The following is a 15967-nucleotide window of genomic DNA, read 5'->3' on the forward strand; positions in this document are numbered from 1 at the left end:
GAGCAGGGTCGCGCGCCATTCGTTCAGCCGGCCGGTGTCCAGTGCGGCGAGGGTGTGCGGCATCTCGGTCACGAGGGCCTTCGCGAGGCCGAAGAGCCGGGATCCGCGGGCGGGGGATTCCCGCCGGGCCAAGGCGACCTGCGCTCCGACGCCGCGTCCCTGTTCGTCAGCCGGGACGCCCAGGTCGGACTCGGCGCTGCGCTGGGCGGCATCGAACGCGACCGCGATCCGGGCCTGCGCGGCGGCGGCCGCCGACTTCAAATCCTCAAGAGCACGCAACTGGTTTATCAGTTCAGTACTGTCGGAATTTGGCCGGAGGGACGTAACGGCGCCGAGTAGTTCCTCTATTTGGACGCGCCGGACGGCACCATCCGGGCCGGCCTCCGGACGCGCGCCGCCTGAAGGCGCGGCTGATCCGATCAGCTGTGTTCCCCGAATCCCGGCCATAACCAAAGCATTCCGGAGGGGTACGACATTATGAGGATGTTGCCTCGCGGGCGACCGGGCGTGGACTCACAGTGTTTTCGGGGGGATAGTCAGGGCTACGAGGACGTGAAGGGGAGAATGACGGCAACGAAGGCAGATATCAACATAATGACCAAGACGACGGCTGTCACAATCCTGAGAGGACCCTTGACTTCATTTCCGTCTTTGTCGAAATGCCGCAGCCCACGGCCCGGAGGATAGGACACCGGCTTGTGGTGTTTGGCCAACACATAGACGGCGATGCATCCAGCAACGAGAAAAAGCATCGGTATGAATCTGGCCAACCACAGAACTGCTTCCTGCGACATTAGCTTGCGACCTTTGCGCGAGGACACTCACCGAAGAGAACATTGAGGTAAGGATCGGTGCTGCTTTCCCTCACTCCCATGTGACGCTCGTTGGGAAACTCAGTCAATAGCACGATGAGCCAAAAACCACAACGGCGGGGTGCCGCTTCCCACGGAAGCCGCACCCCGCCGTCGGGTTCGTTAAACCACGCCTGTCAGCGGCGGAGAGAAACTACGCCGAAACCAGGTTGTGCCAGTCGGCCACGAGGGGCAGGTTGTGTGCCTCGGAAACCGAGCGGTGCGTGACCTTGCCGGCGGCGATGTTCAGGCCGGCTGCCAGGGCGGGGTCGCGGTCGAAGGCGGCCTTGACGCCCAGGTTGGCCAGCGACACCGCATAGCGCAGGGTGACGTTGGTCAGAGCGTAGGTGGAGGTGTTCGGAACGGCGCCCGGCATGTTGGCGACGCAGTAGAAGATCGTGTTGTGGACCTTGTACGTGGGTTCCTGGTGGGTGGTGGGGTGGGTGTCCTCGAAGCAGCCGCCCTGGTCCACGGCGATGTCCACGAGCACGGAGCCGGGCTTCATGCGGGAGACCAGCTCGTTGGTGACCAGCTTGGGAGCCTTGGCGCCCGGGATCAGCACGGAACCGATCACGAGGTCTGCGTCGACCACTGACTTCTCGATCTCGTAGGCATTGGAGGCGACGGTCTTCAGGCGGCCCTGGTAGAGGGCGTCCAGTTCGCGCAAGCGGTTGATGTTGATGTCCATGATGGTGACATCGGCACCCAGGCCCAAGGCCATCGCGGCGGCGTTGGTTCCGGCGACACCGGCGCCAAGGACAACGACCTTGGCCGGGCGAACACCCGGGACGCCGCCCAGCAGCACGCCCTTACCACCGGCCGGAGCCATAAGGGAGGAAGCGCCGACGACGACCGACAGGCGGCCAGCGACCTCGGACATGGGTGCCAACAGGGGCAGCGTGCGGCCTTCCTGGACGGTTTCGTAGGCGATGGCCGTGACGCCGGAGTTGATGAGTTCCTGAGTCAGTTCAGGCTCAGCGGCCAGATGCAGGTAGGTGAAGAGGATCAGGCCCTTGCGGAAGCGGTGGTATTCGGCCTTGATGGGTTCCTTGACCTTCATGACCATGTCAGCGCGTGCCCAGACGTCGTCGGCTTCGGCCACGATCTCAGCACCAGCTACCGCGTATTCCTCGTCCGTGATACCGGAGCCGACGCCGGCGCCGCGCTCCACCAGGACTGTGTGTCCGTGGGTGCGGAACTCGTGAACCCCCGCGGCAGTGATGGCAACGCGGAATTCGTTGTTCTTGATCTCTTTGGGGACACCGATAATCATTGTGGGCTCCATGTTCGAAAGGCTTCAACGGCCTTTTTCTCTGCGGGGGACTGTGATTCCAGAATAAATCCGCTGTGAGCCAGGCGACACGAAAGGCGATGGCCGCCGTCGTGAACTTCCTTGTATTTCCGGGGTTTTTACCCCCCACAACTCGACATTTGTCGACTCTGAGAGCGTCAGGTGTCGCCTGATGTTCGCCGGGCGATCCGGGATCCGGCATGAGTGCTTGCCCGCCAGTTGAAACGCATGTTTCATGAATGATTCTTCTAGTGACATTTGTGTCACCTCGTTGAAACGTCGTTTTCCTATCGTGGACGAGCAACCACGCACCTCCGTCCAACGATTGGCCAGCACCGTGAAGACACAGACCTCTTCGACTGTTGTTCCTGCGCCCAGGAAGCCCCTGTACAAATCCCTGTTCGTCCAGATCTTCGCCGCCGTGATTGCAGGTGTGCTGATCGGCCACTTCTGGCCCAGTATCGGTTCCGGACTGCGTCCTCTTGGCGACGGCTTCATCCAGCTCATCAAGATGATCATCGCGCCACTGATCTTCCTGGTCATCGTCACCGGAATCGCAGCGGTGGGGGATGTCAAAGCCGTGGGCCGTGTCGGAGTCAAGGCACTCATCTACTTCACGGGGGCCACACTGTTCGCCCTGGCATTCGGCCTGATGGTGGGCAATCTCGTCCAGCCTGGGGCAGGGCTCAACATCGATCCGAATTCGCTGAGCCAGGACGCCCTGAACGCCAAGACCGGCACCGCGCCGCCCAAGGACGTGGGCCAGTTCCTGCTCGGCGTCATCCCCACCAGCGTCGTGGGCGCCTTCGCGAACAACAACCTGCTGCAGGTCTTGTGCTTCTCCGTCTTCTTCGGTTCGGCCGTTGTTGTGATCGGCAAGGAACGGTGCGGGCCTGTGCTCACGTTTATGGAGACCGTCCTGGACGTGTTCTTCAAGATTATGGCCTGGGTCATGCGGGTGGCACCCATCGGCGCGTTCGGGGCCATGGCGTTCATCATTGGCCAGTACGGACTGGATTCTTTGGGCACATACGCAGTACTCATCGCGGCGTGTTACGGCGCCGCCGTCGTCTTCATCGCTTTGCTCTTCCTCGTGGCGTGGGGCATCGCCCGGGTGCCGCTCTGGCAGTTTTTGAAGTACACCCGTGAAGAGTTCCTGCTGGCCCTTGGTACGGCGTCCACAGAATCCGTCATGCCGCGCATCATGGCCAAGCTCTCCAACGCAGGTTGCTCACGCAGCACCACCGGCCTGGTTATTCCGACCGGCTACTCCTTCAACCTCGACGGTGCCGCAATCTATCTGTCGATCTCCCTGCTTTTTCTCGCCCAGGCTTTCGGGCACCATCTCGATCTCGGACAGCAGCTCGTGGCGCTGGGGATCCTCATGCTCACATCCAAGGGCATGGCAGGGGTTCCCGGGTCAGCCTTCCTCGCTTTGTCGGCCACTGCCGGTGCATTGGGGATCTTCCCGGTTGCGGGCGTCGCGCTTCTCCTTGGCGCGGACCGGCTGATGGACTCCATGCGGGTGGTGGTGAACCTGCTCGGTAACTGCGTGGCCACCTTTGTTGTGGCGAAATGGGAAGGCGAGTTCGATCGGGACGCCATGCTTCGTGCCTTCCTGGGAGAAGGCGCCCTCCCCGAAAAGGCCGACGAGGCTCCCGTGCCGGTCCGCGTCGGATAGATGCCACGCTAGATAAACAAGTCCAGCCACTCGTGGGCAGCGGGCAAAGTAGTCTTGCTCCATGCAACAGGACGTGGAGAAGATCGTCGAGGACGTCGCACTCAAATTGGGCCGCGGACTCTCCCTGGAAGATCTCGACGGTGTCCTGCTCGCCTACAGCTCCAACCAGTCCCACGCCGACCGCGTCCGCGTGAATTTCCTCCTCAGCAAGAAAGTCCCGGTGGACGTCAGTGCCTGGCAGCTCTCGCACGGCATCGCCACCGCGGTGCGTCCCGTCGTCGTGCCCGCCAATGAGGAACTCGGTATGGTGGGGCGCGTCTGCGTCCCGCTGCTGGTGCGCGGGTTCCGCGTGGGGTACCTCTGGGTCCAGCAGGACCTTGACGAACAGACCGCGACGGCGATCCTCGCCCAGTTGCCAGGAGTGCGGGACGAGCTGGACCTCCTCGCGGGGTTGCTGCTCGATTCCAATACGGCCGAATCGGAGTTCCGGCGCCGCCGCGAGCAGGAATTCCTGGCTGCATGCCAGGGCGAATCCAACGCGGTGGCGGCCGTGGCCGGATGGAAGGAGGTCCAGGGCCGGGGCCCGTGGCAGCTGGTGACCGTGCTCGACGCCGAGGACAGCGGCGGCGTCTCCGATCCCATCGCAGCCACGCTGACGCACCGTTCCGCCGCGCTGCAGGCCACTATCGGCGTCGATTCGGTCCTTTTCAGCGCTGGCACCGAGACGCATTCGGTCCTGCTGTTCCGCGAAACCGGCGGACGGGCAGAACATGCCCAGGTCTTGGTCCACTATCAGCTGGAGCTCGCCAAGCGGGCCGGCCGGAAGGTGGACCGGGTCATCCTGGGCATCAGTGAGCCGTTTTCGGTCATCCGCCAACTGGGGCGGGCGTACCGGCAGTCGAAGCTCGCGGCCCAGGCTGCCGCCGTCGATCCTCCGCTCGGTGAGCTCGTGGACAGCCGTTCGGCAGGGATCTACCAGTTGTTCGAACGGCTGCAGGCACCCGGCGGTTGGGACGATTCGGGCTCGTCCTATTTCCAGGCGATCGAGGACGCCGACCGCAACGGCGAGCTCCTGCCCGTCCTCGAACTGCTCTACGACAGCGACGGCTCAGTCCAGGACGTGGCCGCGAAGCTGCATTTGCACCGCAGCAGCATCTACAACCGCCTGGCCAGGGTCCGGCAACTCATCGGTGCGGATCCGTTGAATGGTGCTATCCGGCTCGAACTCCACGCAACGCTCAAGGCGCGCCGCTGGGCGGGCCGTCCTCGGATTTGAGGCTGCGCTGTTACTGGAGGCCGCACTCGTTTACCGCTTGAACGGCCTTAGCTGAAGGCTGCAGCGCCAGCGGTCGGGGCGGCGCTCATTCATCTGCGTCCGGGTGCTCTGGCAGCACCGCCCGTGCCACTCGACGGATGATGTTCGATGCTGTCCCATCCTCACTGCAGGATCCCGCTTGCAGCGTCCAAAATCGCTCCCAAGTCGAAGCCCGGCTGAGCTGGCTGCGACGAAGCCGTCGGTGCGCTGCTGGGCTTTACCGGCGGTTTCGGCTTCGATTGCCCAGGTGGCGTGTGGGAGGGCGGATCGGTGGGAGTGGGCGTCGGCGAGGACGGGTCAGTAGGCGTCGGCGTCGGTGTTGGAGTGACCGTGACCGGGGGAGCCGGGCTGGGAACCGGAGCAGGCTGCGCCGGGCCCTGCGTCGGAACGGCCGGCACAGGAGCAAGGCTTGGGGGCAGCGCTGATGGGATGACGGAGGGGACCTGAACGGAGACCGATGGTGCTCCAGCACTCGACGGCGCGACGGCGGCGGGCGCTTGCGGCCCTTGCGCCGGGTCGGTCGCGGTTTGACCGGCCTTGGCAGCCGTGGCGGTTGCCGACGGTGAAGCTGTTGCGTCGGGGGAGACGCTGCCCGCGGTGGAAGGGTCCTGAGGCTGGACGGAGCTTTGGCTGTCTGCGTCCTGGGCTTGGGATTCCTGGCCGAAGAAGGGCAACTCAAGGGCCTGGCCCAGGGAACCCGCCGTCAACAAGATGCCGAGGGCTCCGGCCACCACGGCCATCCGGTTGCTCATCGTCCGGATGGTCGCAGCCTTCTTCAGGACGGCATGAGGTTCCCGGCTGAACGACGAACCGGCGAAGGACATCTGACCGAAGCCGGCACGAGGAACCGCGCGCTGGGCGGTCGTGGCTGCCTTCCGAGTTTCGGCGGCCTGGGTCTTCTGGTTCGGTGCAGCCTCGGGGGCTGCGGGTTCGGCGGGGGCTGGTTCCGCCGGCGTTGTTGCCACCGTCGGGATGGCTGCGGTGGCGGGTTCCGGGGCGGAGCTGGCTTGTGCGGCCCGCTCCCGCTCGGCCGCGCGGGCGGCCGCTCGCGTGGTGGGTGCCGCCGTCGTCGGGGTTTTCGCGGTGGTGGGTGCCGCCGTCGAACTCAAAGGTTCTGGAGCCTGCGCAGGGATGAACGTTGCGCTGTCTTGGGCCCGACGGCGTCCGGTTGGTTTGGTGCGCTCGCCCGCCACTTGGGCACGGCGAGGCTGATCCATGGTTGGGGACATGGTGATTGCCTCTCAACGCCTTCGAGGTTAGCTGTCGGGTTCGGACGAGGCCGTCCGGCCGCACGTGGCGGCTTCACCCCGAGGGCCTGTGGAGAAATAGGCCCGGAGACTCTGGGTCCCCCGTCTCTGCCGCGGGTCTAGCGGAATCCGGGTTGCGGCAGAGCTCGGCGTCAACCCGGAAGCGGCCCAGTTGGGGAATGGGTCGCCCCTCGACGGTACATCAGCCGGCCAGCAAAGTCACATTTAGATAACGAGGGAGCCTGGAGCGGGCCCGGCGTGTGTCAGGGCACCCGGTCGGTACTGCACGCCAGAACGAACTATGTTCCTGCCCATAGTTCGTTCTGGCGTGCAGTTGAGGCCCCATGGCCCCCGAACCGTTCAGGGCCGGACCGGTATTCATTGAAGGCAGGGAAGTCGAAACAGGAGCCTGGCGCGGAACCATCACCGGCGGCGAAGTCGAAAGCTGACGCGGCGTTGCTTCCCGATCCGCACCTTTAGCTGACGGCGTCATCTCCGGCGGCCGTTGCCGCTTGCTTGCGCTTCTGCGTCTCCAGCCACGCCATGATGTCTGCGAGCCGGATCCGGCGGTGCGTGCCACGGTATTCGACAGGTATTTCGCCACGATCGGTCATGTTGCGAAGGTAGGTGTGCGAGATCCCCGCGAGTTCGGCAGCCCGCGACGTCGTGAGCATTTCCTCCACGCTGCTGACGGTCACCGCTTCGCCGCGGCTTAGCCGGCCGAGGAGATCGACGACGGCGTCCCTCGCCTGATCCGGCAGCCGGTGGACCGTGCCGTCGACGAAAACGGTAATGTCGTTGCTGTCCTGGAGTGAGGCTGCAAGGTTCCGGGCGTCGTCTGCGGGCAGGCCAGGCGTCATGCGGGGAGCTATCAATGCCATGGCAGAAGCCTAGCTGCGCTCGAGGCTGCGCGGTTACGCCGCCGTGTTAGATTCACGCCTATGGTCAACTACCCCGCCAATCCGGATCCGAGCCCCGCTGTGGCGGCCGCAATCGAACTGCTGGTGCGGCAAGGCTACGACGCAACCTCCGTGGACGATCTCGCCGACGCCGCGGGCGTCAGCCGCAGCACGTTCTTCCGCAAGTTCGGTTCCAAAGAGGACGTCGTTTTCGCTGATCACGACCGGATTCTGGCGCGCGTCCAAGAGTTGCTTTTGCGCACGACGGCGGCTCCGTTGCGTTCTGTCGTGGAAGCGGCGCTCTTGGTCTTTGACCACCATGTAGGCCACCGGGAAACCTCGCTGGCCCGCTACGAGCTCCTGCGCCAGGTGCCCGCCCTTCGTGATCGTGAATTGGTCATGACGCATCGCTATCAGCGGGCTTTTCGAAGTTATCTGCAAGCGGCCTTGCCCGAAGGCGAGAACCGGGAACTCACTGCCGTGGCGTTTGCTGCGTCCGTCATCGCGGTGCACAATAGCGCCCTGCGCCAATGGCTGCGGGCGGCCGCCGGTGGCGAGCAGGCAGAGGATGAGGCGCCGGAAACTGAGGCCCAAGAGCTGGCCGGCCGACTCGCGCGGGAGCTGGGTGTTCTGGCTGACACTTTCGCCGGGGGACCGGCCCGGGTTCCGGCCGACGAGGCGGGCGGGCAGGCTCATCTGGAGAGTGACCGTCCCGCCGTCGTGGTTGCCGTCCTGGATCCTGCGGCCGGTACAGAGCAGATCCTTCAAGCGGTTCGCGACGCCCTGGCCTAGCTCGGGTTTCCTCGGACCGGGCGTAGATTCTGCTGGATCATTCGGGTTCCCCATCAAAACAGCCGCGTGTTTTCGCGGCCTGCCCGTGGATGGGTCGGGATGATCCAGCAAAAACTCTCGATGGTACTGAGTTCCTTGACATGAAACTCAGTGTCAGCGCATGCTGGGAGTCGCAGAATGCAACCCAGAGCGAGGATTCACCCATGACGACGACGTCCGACGACACGTCCGCAGAGCTGAATGCCGTTTTCCGGACGGCACCGTTTTCCCAGATGGCACCATGGAACCCGAGTACGTCCTGAACGAATCGCTGGACCCGGACCCGGCCTCCGTTTTGAAGGACATCAGCGGCGAAGACCGCGCCTACTGGGACCGAGCGCGGACCTTCGTCCAGGACGAAGTGCTCCCGATCATCGCGGGATACTGGGAGCGCGCGGAGTATCCGCTGCACCTGGTGAAGCGCTTGGGTGAACTTGACCTGCTGCGCGACGGAATCAACATCGACGGGTTCCCGGCCATGAGTAAAACCGCCGCCGGGCTGGTCACCATGGAACTGAGCCGCGGGGACGGCTCCATCGGCACGGTGGTTGCGGTCCAGGGTGGTTTGGCGCTGCGGTCCGTTGCCGAATGCGGTTCCCCGGAGCAGCAGGCCCGCTGGCTTCCGGCGCTTTCCCGGGCCGAGGAATACGGCGCCTTCGCCTTGACCGAGCCGGCCCATGGCTCCGATTCGGTGGGACTCGAGACGACCGCGACGGCCGTCGAGGGCGGATATGTCCTCAATGGCGAAAAGAAGTGGATCGGCAACGGCTCGATCGGCGGCCTGACTGTGGTCTGGGCCCGAGGTGACGACGGGCAGGTGCATGGGTACCTTGTCCCGCAAGATTCTCCTGGCTACTTCGCCACAACTATCGAGGGCAAGCTGTCGCTCCGTGCGATCTGGCAGGCACACATCCGCTTGGAGAACGTCTTCGTGCCGGTGGAAAACGTGCTCCCGGGGGCCCGGAGTTTCAAGGACACAGCGCGCGTCCTTTTGGCGACCCGGCTGGGAGTGGCGTGGTCCGCCGTCGGGCATGCAACGGCCTGCTATGAAACCGCTGTACAGTACGCAGCCCAGCGCCGGCAGTTCGGTCGCCCGCTAGCCGCTTCCCAGATTGTGCAGGAGCGTCTTGCGCGCATGCACTCGGAGCTCGCCACCATGCAGCTCATGGTCATGCAGATGACCAAGCTGGACGAAGAAGGCGTGCTGACCCCCGCGCAGGCGGCGCTCGCGAAGTTCACCTGCACCCGTACCGCCCGCAGCATCGCTTCGAACGCGCGCGACCTGCTGGGTGGCAACGGAATCTTGTTGGCCAACCGCGTGGCACGGCACTTCGCCGATATCGAAGGCATCCACACGTATGAGGGCACGGAAACTGTCCAGGCGTTGATTATTGGACGCTCCATTACGGGCATGTCCGCCTTCGCGTGAGGGCGCGCCGTCCCGCCCGCCCCTGCCGCGCCCCCTGAGACGCCCGCCTCCGCCCTGAGACGCTCGCTCACCTATGCGGCCGAAATCCCGGACGCTCGCTCTGATGTGAGCCCAATCGGCGGAACGCTCCTGCAGATCTGAACTGCAAGCGCCGGCCATTTCGCCCGTCACTCCACCACGGCGACCGCGAATCCTCCCCACGCAGATCAAATAGCCGAGTAGTGAGACCGGGAGCAGCACAATACTGAGCACGTAGAACGCGACGGCGGCATTCGGCTTGCGCATTTCGGGTCCCTTCCGGCGAGCGGTGCGTATTTCTGCAGGAGGGTTGGGTTGGAAGCGGCTATATGTGAGCGAGGGTCCGGTGGTGCCTACTCCGCGTCGAGGTCTGTTTCCAGCAGGGTCACCAGGGAATCCAGTGCGGCGTCGGCGCCGTCGCCCTCTGCCCGAAGCACGACGACGTCGCCCTTTGCGGCGCCGAGCGTCATGAGCGAAAGGATGCTGGCGGCGTCGAGCGCGTCCTCGGCAGGCTCGCCGCGCATGGCGATGGTCACTTCAACCGGAGATTCTCCCGCGGCTTCGGCGAAGAGAGCCGCCGGGCGGGCGTGCAGTCCGGAGCGGCTGGCGATGGTGGCGGTGCGTTCGGGCATGGGTACTCCTTGTGTTCAGGTTGGGGTTGGTGCGGCCGGGCTTAGAGCCCGAGTTCCTCGAGGATCGGCAGTTTGGCACGGACCCAGGCCTTGGCGTCCAGGGCATCGGGAGCGCTGAGCGCCAAGCGGGCCAGCTCCTGAGCCTGTTCCAACGTGACCGTTTTGAGCACGGTTCCAACGGCGGCCAGTGACCGTGCCGTCATGGACAGCGTGGACACGCCCAGGCCAACGAGTACGACGGCGAGGGCCGGGTCCGCGGCTGCCTCACCGCACACGCCAACGGGTTTGTTGTTGCCTTCCTCCGCAGAGCCAGCGACGGTCAGCTGCACGAGGCGCAGAACGGCAGGCTGCCAGGGGGTGTTGAGCTCGGCGAGGGGGCCAAGTTGCCGGTCGGCGGCCATGGCGTATTGCGTGAGGTCGTTGGTGCCGAGGGACGCGAAGCCCACGTGTCGCAGGACCGACGCCGAGGTCAGTGCCGCGGACGGTACCTCGACCATCACTCCAGGAGTCTTGATCCCCGCGGCATCGCACATCGACGCGAAATGGGCAGCCTCGGCCGCAGTCGAGATCATGGGCGCCATGACCCACACGTCGGCTTCTGATTCGCCGGCCGCGATGGCGATGGCCTCGAGCTGGCGTTCCAAAACCCCGGGCGTGGTGAAATCGGTGCGGTAGCCGCGCACGCCGAGGGCCGGATTGGGCTCGGTTGCGTCCGTGAGGAAGGGCAGGGGCTTGTCCGCGCCGGCGTCGAGGGTCCTGAGCACCACTTTCTTGCCTGGGAAAGCGTCGAACACGCCCCTGTACGCGGCAGCTTGTTCCACCACGGTCGGTTCGGTGTCGCGTTCCAAGAAGCAGAATTCGGTGCGGAAAAGGCCCACGCCCTGCGCGCCCAGAGCGGCAGCCGCGGCAGCGTCCTTGGCGCCGCCCACATTGGCGAGAAGAGGCACCAGGTGGCCGTCCGCCGTCGTACCGTTTCCGTCGAAGACAGCCAGTGTGGCGGCATTTTCGACCCACGCGAGGGCGGCGGCGCGCTGCTCTTCGGAGGGTTCGAGGGAAAGGGAACCGGCCGCGCCGTCCACGAAGACTTCGGCGCCGTCCGGGATTTCGTCCACTCCGCGGGCCGCGACGACGGCGGGCAGGCCGAGCGAGCGGGCGATGATCGCGGTGTGGGACTGCGGTCCGCCGCCCGAGGTGACCAGCGCGGTCACGATGGCGGGGTCCAGCGTTGCGGTGTCGGCGGGGGCGAGGTCTTCGGCCACCAGGATGAAGGGAGTATCCGACGCCGGGATCCCGGGGGCGGGGACGCCGCGGAGTTCGGCGACGATCCGGGCGCGGACATCCAGGACGTCGGTGGCGCGTTCGGCCATGTACCCGCCCAAGTTGTGGAGCATTTCCGATACCGAGGCGCCGGCTTCCCAGATGGCGCGTTCGGCGGAGCTGCCGTTGTTGTTGATGAGCTTGGTGGCCGACTTCAGGAGCATGGTGTCCTTGGCCATCAGTGCTGTGGCTTCGAGCACGGCCTTACCGTCTCCGCTGGCCTTGTCAGCGCGTGCTTTGAGCTCGTCGTGGACCGATTGGGCCGCGGTCTTGAGGCCGGCGATCGCTTCTTCCGCCGTGGTGGAAACGGCTAGCTGCTCGCCCGACGGCGGTTCGCTGACTGGTTTGGGCATCTGACGGATAGTGCCAATGACGCGGCCCGGGCTGACGCCTACTCCTTGGAAATTCTGCACTGAAATCCTCTGTTCCTGCTCTCGGATCGGACCCACCGGCTGCGGCGCCTCGGGGTCCGAAAAAATCTCCTGTGACTCACTTCATATAGCGTTGCTATAGGTGCTAGGGTAGCGGCTATGAGTTTCGATGACCAGCTTCCGCCCAAAACTCGGCTGCTCCGTGCAGCTGCCGAGTTGCTGGCGAATTCGGACGGGTCACCGGTCTCAACGCGCCAAATCACCAAACTCGCAGGCGTCACGGCGCCCACGCTGTACCACCACTTCGGCGACAAGGAGGGGTTGTTCGACGCCGTCGTTGCAGCCGGCTTCGAGGAGTACGTGGCGGGAGAGCGGGACTTCGCACCCTCTGGGGAACCCCTGGAGGACGTCCGGCGGATGTGGGACAACCACGTCCAGTTCGGGCTTACCCAACCGCACCTTTACCTGGTGATGTTCGGCAACATCCGTCCGGAAAGCAGGCCGGCCATCGTGGCTGATGCCGAGTCGCTTCTGGAGGAAATGCTGAGCAAGGCGGCCATTGCCGGCCAGATCAACGTACCCCCGCGCGAGGCAGCGAGGAGCATCCTGGCAGCCAACGTTGGTGTCACGCTCATGCTCATTGCAGAGCCATTGGAAGACCGGAACCTCGAGCTCTCCACCATGACCCGGGATTCCATGATTTTCGCCGTGTCCACGGAAACTGCCCGTGGCGCCGCAGCAGACGACTCCGGCAAGTCGTCCGTTGTTGTTGCGGCAATCGCGCTGAATGCGGCACTCCAAGCCTCGCATTCAGACCAGCTATCCAGTTCGGAGCTGAAGCTTTTCCTTGAATGGCTTCACCGAATCTCAAGCAGCTCCTAAAGCTGTCCTCCTTCGATAGATATCGACTGATCCCGCACTGATGCGGGACTCACGTTAGGAATTCACATGGCAACAGAGACCGTTGCGAAGCCGCGCACCAGCCTGCGCGTTGGTGTCCAAAAGTTCGGAACATTCCTTTCCGGCATGATCATGCCCAATATCGGCGCCTTTATCGCCTGGGGCATCATTACGGCATTGTTCATCAAGACCGGCTGGCTACCCGTCCCCGAACTCGGTGGCTTCGGCAACAACGCCGCCGGCACGCCAAACGTTGGCCTCGTCGGGCCCATGATTACCTACCTCCTGCCGCTCCTGATTGCCTACACCGGCGGCAAAATGGTGTACGACGTCCGGGGCGGAGTCGTGGGTGCCATCGGCACCATGGGCGTGATTGTTGGTGCCGGTATTCCGATGTTTATCGGTGCCATGATCATGGGCCCGCTCGGTGGCTGGACGATGAAGAAGATCGACGCCATCTGGGACGGCAAGATCCGTCCGGGCTTCGAGATGTTGGTGAACAACTTCTCCGCGGGTATTTGGGGCGCCTTGCTCGCCATGCTCGGGTTCTTCGGTATTTCTCCGCTGGTCCAGGCCTTCAGCACGGCCGCGGGCAATTTCGTCCAGTTCCTGGTGCACAACGGACTCCTTCCGCTCACCAGCATCTTCATCGAACCCGCCAAGGTTCTTTTCCTCAACAACGCAATCAACCACGGCGTGCTAACCCCGCTGGGCATCCAGCAGTCACTGGACCAGGGCAAGTCGATCCTGTTCCTGCTTGAAGCCAACCCCGGTCCGGGAGCCGGAATTCTTCTCGCCTACATGTTCTTTGGACGCGGGGCAGCGAAGGCCTCGGCGCCGGGCGCTTTCATCATCCAGTTCCTCGGCGGGATCCACGAGATCTACTTCCCGTATGTCCTGATGCGCCCGCTGCTCATCCTCGGAGCCATCGCCGGGGGCATGACAGGCATTGCGACGCTCGCAATCACCAACTCAGGCCTCGTCGCTCCGGCGGCTCCGGGATCCATCTTCGCAGTCATTGCCCAGACCTCCCGTGACAGCTACGTGGGCGTCATCTTGTCGGTCATCTTGGCAGCGACGGTGTCGTTCCTCGTCTCCGCGTTGATTCTCCGCACCACGCATCACAGCGACGAGGTTGATCTTGGCGCAGCCACGTCCAAGATGGAAGAACTCAAGGGCAAGAAGAGTTCCGTTTCCTCCGCGCTCCTCGGTGCTGGTGGCGGTACCGCGCTCCTGACCCGTCCCATCCAGAACATCGTGTTCGCCTGCGACGCCGGCATGGGCTCCAGCGCCATGGGCGCCTCGGTGTTGCGGAACAAGATCAAGGCCGCGGGCTTCCCGGGGGTCAAAGTCACCAACGCTGCCATTGCCAACCTCACCGACACCTACGACGTCGTCATCACCCACCAGGACCTCGCCGAACGCGCCCAGCCGCTCACGACCGGGGCTGTACACGTCTCCGTGGACAACTTCATGAACAGTCCGCGGTATGACGAGATCGTGGAACTTGTGAAAAGCAGCAACGCTGAGCCCGGCGCTGAGGGCTCGACGGCGGTTGCCGAGCCTGCCGCTCAAGCGGCCACCGCCGTCGGGGGCAAGGATGTCCTGCTCGCCGAAAGCGTGATCCTCAACGGCACCGCGACGGACCGCGACTCGGCCATTGACGAGGCGGGCAAGCTCCTGCTGGATCGCGGCTCCGTGGACATGGGCTACATTCACGCAATGCATGAGCGCGAGGAATCCGTGTCCACTTACATGGGCAGCTTCCTGGCAATCCCTCACGGCACCAACGCTGCCAAGGACCACATCCTGCACTCCGGTGTGTCGATTGTCCGCTACCCCGAGGGCATCGACTGGGGTGGCAAGCAGGTCAAGTTCGTCGTCGGCGTCGCCGGCATCAACAACGAACACCTCCACATCCTGTCCTCCATCGCCAAGATCTTCACGGACAAGGCGCAAGTGGCCCAGCTTGAGCAAGCCACGTCGGTGGACGAAGTGCTGGATCTGTTCGGAAAGGTCAACGCATAGTGAAGGCAGTCCATTTTGGGGCAGGGAACATCGGACGGGGATTCGTCGGCTTGCTGCTGCACGAGGCTGGATATGAGGTGGTCTTCGCCGATGTCGCGGACGCCCTGATCAGCCAGCTCGCCTCCGCGTCCTCCTATGAGGTCCACGAGGTCGGCGAAAATGCGGCGGTCAAGACCGTGTCCGGTTTCCGGGCCCTGAATTCGGGCTCCGAAGAGGCTGCCGTCGTCGCGGAAATCGCGACGGCGGACCTCGTCACCACAGCGGTGGGGCCGCACATCCTCAAGTTCGTGGCGCCGGTGATCGCGCGCGGCTTGGCCGGCCGATCGCCGTCGTTGGCTCCACTGCAGGTCATGGCCTGCGAGAACGCCATCAACGCCACGGACTTGCTGCATTCCGAAGTGCAGGCCGCTTGGGACGGTGCCGCGGGTGATCTTTCCTCCACGGCGGTGTTTGCCAACACGGCCGTGGACAGGATCGTCCCCAACCAGGCGCCCGGCCAAGGTTTGGATGTCACAGTGGAAACCTTCTACGAGTGGGTGATCGACCGCACCCCGTTCGCTGGGGCGGCCCCGGTGATCCCGGGAGCCACCTTCGTCGACGAGTTGGGCCCGTACATCGAGCGCAAGCTATTCACGGTCAACACGGGACACGCCTCGGCAGCGTACTTCGGCTATGGCGCCGGACTGGAGAAGATCTCCGATGCCATGGCCGATGCCTCCATTGCTGCCCGGGTGCGAGCTGTGTTGGAGGAGACCAAGCAGCTTCTCGTGGCCAAGCATGACTTTGTCGAGGCTGAGCAGGAAGCCTACGTGCAGAAGATCCTCTCCCGCTTCACCAACCCGTACCTGCCGGACACCGTGAACCGGGTAGGCCGTGCTCCGCTGCGCAAATTGGGCAGGCACGAACGGTTCATCGGCCCGGCCGCGGAACTAGCCGAGCGCGGAGTCACTCCCGTTGCCTTGCTCGACGCCATGTCAGCCGCCCTGCGTTTCGACGACGGAGCAGACGACGAAGCCGTGGAACTCGCCCGCATGCTCGCCGAAATGGACGCCGCCGAGGCGGTCGAGCGCATTACCGAGCTGCCGCCGTCGCACCCGTTGTTCCCGCAGGTGCAAAAACTGATCGAAGACCGCAAAGCCGAGGCCTGACCCGCGGCT

General features: G+C 64.4%; 13 protein-coding genes, 1 pseudogene and 1 riboswitch. Of the genes and pseudogenes, 7 read left to right on the plus strand and 7 right to left on the minus strand.

Annotated features, from left to right (window positions below):
- The 3 genes and pseudogenes from AC1DLO_RS16315 to ald form a co-directional block, all read right to left on the minus strand.
- A pseudogene (locus AC1DLO_RS16315) lies at positions 1-447 on the minus strand (HNH endonuclease); the annotation flags it as partial.
- A 95-nt stretch (positions 448-542) separates the two neighbouring features.
- Positions 543-752, minus strand: coding sequence for a hypothetical protein (locus AC1DLO_RS16320; protein WP_476890679.1), 210 nt, complete (start codon positions 750-752; stop codon positions 543-545).
- Between the two features lie 253 nt (positions 753-1005).
- Complete coding sequence (gene ald, locus AC1DLO_RS16325; RefSeq protein WP_476890775.1) at positions 1006-2124, minus strand: alanine dehydrogenase; 1119 nt, start codon at positions 2122-2124, stop codon at positions 1006-1008.
- Between the two features lie 355 nt (positions 2125-2479).
- Between ald and AC1DLO_RS16330 the strand changes: the two genes are divergently transcribed.
- Together AC1DLO_RS16330 and AC1DLO_RS16335 are read left to right on the plus strand one after the other, a co-directional pair.
- Entirely contained in the window at positions 2480-3823 is a 1344-nt protein-coding gene (locus AC1DLO_RS16330; protein WP_476890680.1) for a cation:dicarboxylate symporter family transporter, read from the plus strand.
- A gap of 61 nt (positions 3824-3884) precedes the next feature.
- Positions 3885-5099 (plus strand): PucR family transcriptional regulator, encoded by a 1215-nt coding sequence (locus AC1DLO_RS16335; protein ID WP_476890681.1) that lies wholly within the window; start codon positions 3885-3887, stop codon positions 5097-5099.
- A gap of 161 nt (positions 5100-5260) precedes the next feature.
- Here AC1DLO_RS16335 and AC1DLO_RS16340 read toward each other — a convergent pair whose 3' ends face one another.
- Both AC1DLO_RS16340 and AC1DLO_RS16345 read right to left on the minus strand, forming a co-directional pair.
- Entirely contained in the window at positions 5261-6367 is a 1107-nt protein-coding gene (locus tag AC1DLO_RS16340; protein ID WP_476890682.1) for a hypothetical protein, read from the minus strand.
- Positions 6368-6369: 2 nt separating this feature from the next.
- Positions 6370-6520, minus strand: a riboswitch (cyclic di-AMP (ydaO/yuaA leader).
- Between the two features lie 341 nt (positions 6521-6861).
- Positions 6862-7266: a helix-turn-helix domain-containing protein gene (locus tag AC1DLO_RS16345; protein ID WP_476890683.1), complete on the minus strand. Its 405-nt coding sequence runs from the start codon at positions 7264-7266 to the stop codon at positions 6862-6864.
- Positions 7267-7326: 60 nt separating this feature from the next.
- Here AC1DLO_RS16345 and AC1DLO_RS16350 point away from each other — a divergent pair, with 60 nt between their 5' ends.
- Both AC1DLO_RS16350 and AC1DLO_RS16355 read left to right on the plus strand, forming a co-directional pair.
- Positions 7327-8076 carry a TetR/AcrR family transcriptional regulator gene (locus AC1DLO_RS16350; protein WP_476890684.1) on the plus strand — a complete coding sequence of 250 codons (750 nt, stop codon included), beginning with the start codon at positions 7327-7329 and terminating at the stop codon, positions 8074-8076.
- A 280-nt stretch (positions 8077-8356) separates the two neighbouring features.
- Entirely contained in the window at positions 8357-9544 is a 1188-nt protein-coding gene (locus AC1DLO_RS16355) for an acyl-CoA dehydrogenase family protein (RefSeq protein WP_476914528.1), read from the plus strand.
- 371 nt (positions 9545-9915) lie between these two features.
- Here the strand turns inward: AC1DLO_RS16355 and AC1DLO_RS16360 are convergent, their stop codons facing one another.
- Both AC1DLO_RS16360 and ptsP read right to left on the minus strand, forming a co-directional pair.
- Positions 9916-10194, minus strand: coding sequence for an HPr family phosphocarrier protein (locus AC1DLO_RS16360; RefSeq protein ID WP_184740275.1), 279 nt, complete (start codon positions 10192-10194; stop codon positions 9916-9918).
- Positions 10195-10235: 41 nt separating this feature from the next.
- Entirely contained in the window at positions 10236-11924 is a 1689-nt protein-coding gene (gene ptsP, locus AC1DLO_RS16365; protein ID WP_476890686.1) for a phosphoenolpyruvate--protein phosphotransferase, read from the minus strand.
- Between the two features lie 117 nt (positions 11925-12041).
- Here ptsP and AC1DLO_RS16370 point away from each other — a divergent pair, with 117 nt between their 5' ends.
- The 3 genes from AC1DLO_RS16370 (at position 12042) to AC1DLO_RS16380 (ending at position 15958) form a co-directional block, all read left to right on the plus strand.
- A complete protein-coding gene (locus AC1DLO_RS16370; protein WP_234751842.1) occupies positions 12042-12764 on the plus strand; it encodes a TetR/AcrR family transcriptional regulator in 723 nt (240 codons plus the stop codon).
- Positions 12765-12830: 66 nt separating this feature from the next.
- On the plus strand, positions 12831-14810 hold the full coding sequence (locus AC1DLO_RS16375; RefSeq protein ID WP_476890687.1) for a PTS mannitol transporter subunit IICBA: 1980 nt from the start codon (positions 12831-12833) through the stop codon (positions 14808-14810).
- On the plus strand, positions 14810-15958 hold the full coding sequence (locus tag AC1DLO_RS16380) for a mannitol-1-phosphate 5-dehydrogenase (RefSeq protein ID WP_476890688.1): 1149 nt from the start codon (positions 14810-14812) through the stop codon (positions 15956-15958). The genes AC1DLO_RS16375 and AC1DLO_RS16380 overlap by 1 nt, the downstream gene beginning before the upstream one ends.
- Positions 15959-15967 lie beyond the last annotated feature (9 nt).

It is taken from the genome of Arthrobacter sp. 01T419 (assembly GCF_056398865.1).